Source organism: Neptuniibacter sp. 2_MG-2023 (assembly GCF_030547495.1).
GTDB lineage: Bacteria > Pseudomonadota > Gammaproteobacteria > Pseudomonadales > Balneatricaceae > Neptuniibacter.
Genome location: NZ_JAUOQC010000029.1, coordinates 1 through 1,200, shown reverse-complemented (window position 1 = coordinate 1,200; position 1,200 = coordinate 1). Strand labels below are relative to the sequence as shown.

Genomic DNA, 1,200 nt, shown 5'->3' with positions numbered 1-1,200 from the left:
TAACAAGTGACTATGGTTCCCAGTCAAGTATTTAGACCATTTTTTCATCCCAGTATGTTCCGTTTTTCACCATCGTATTTAAGATAGTTAGTTGCTTGCGCATACAAGCAACTATGGCTACTTTCTTTGGCTTTCCCGCTGCCACCATTCGCTCATACATAGGCTTGAGTTTGGGGTGACACTGGATGGCTGACATCATGGATACAAACAGTACAGTTCGAACGCGGTGTCGACCCCCACGTATATATCGCTTGCCTTGATAGCTTCCGCTGTCGCGATTCATGGGGGCTACACCGACCAACGCAGCAATCTCTTTTCGGTTGAGGGAACCCAGCTCTGGCAACTCACTCATGAGCGTATAAGCCAGCACATTGCCGACACCTTTTGCACTTAATAATAGGTCGCGCTTTTGCCGCCACTCAGCAACACTGTCAACCAGTTTGTCGAGTTGCTTGTCGATGGATAGAAGCTCTTTTTTAATGGTGTTTAGTATCGCTTGAATCGGTTTATGCACTGTCTTGGGCATACGCTTTAAACGGTTCTTTTGCATCGTACTCATTTCAAGGCATTGGCTTCGCACAACCAGCAAGTCACTGATCGCTCTCAGCTTTTCTGGTTTAATTGACGATAACCTCGGCTTCATTGCTTCACCAAAATGGGCGATATCCATGGCGTCGAGCTTATCTGTTTTAGCCATTCTTCCTGACGACTTAGCAAAATTGCGAACATTACCTGGGTTACAGACAACGATCGGCAAACCTGCTTTGTGAGCGGCACAGACAAACTCCAATTCGAGCCGGCCAGTGGATTCAATCAGCACTCGGTTGGGCTTTAAAGGCTGTATTTGTTTAACGGCCTCTTTTATACCCGCCGTATCGTTTTTGACACTAAAAAATTGGCCAGTAGGCCTCACATAAATATCGAGTTGCGTACTACTTGTGTCGATACCGACATTGATCTCTGTGTTATTCATAAGATAAGCTACCTCTGCCTTGCTATTCGGGCTCGAGGCCCACATGACTATTCGAGTTATGCCTAGTGAGTTTTTGCCACGTTCATACTTGTTACCGGTCTTTACGAACCTGTCGCACATCGAACTGTGACAAAAAGGCCTTCGGTGGCCGCCGAAGGTGGGTCTCAATTTACCCGTTTTTAAAAGGATTTAAAAAGGTGGAATATCCTCAAGAACAACCATACAAG

The 1,200-nt window shown here is 45.9% G+C and carries 1 protein-coding gene; it reads right to left on the bottom strand.

The features are described from left to right. Positions 1–31 precede the first annotated feature (31 nt). A complete protein-coding gene (locus tag Q4486_RS15730) occupies positions 32–973 on the bottom strand; it encodes an IS110 family transposase (protein ID WP_303520102.1) in 942 nt (313 codons plus the stop codon). Positions 974–1,200 lie beyond the last annotated feature (227 nt).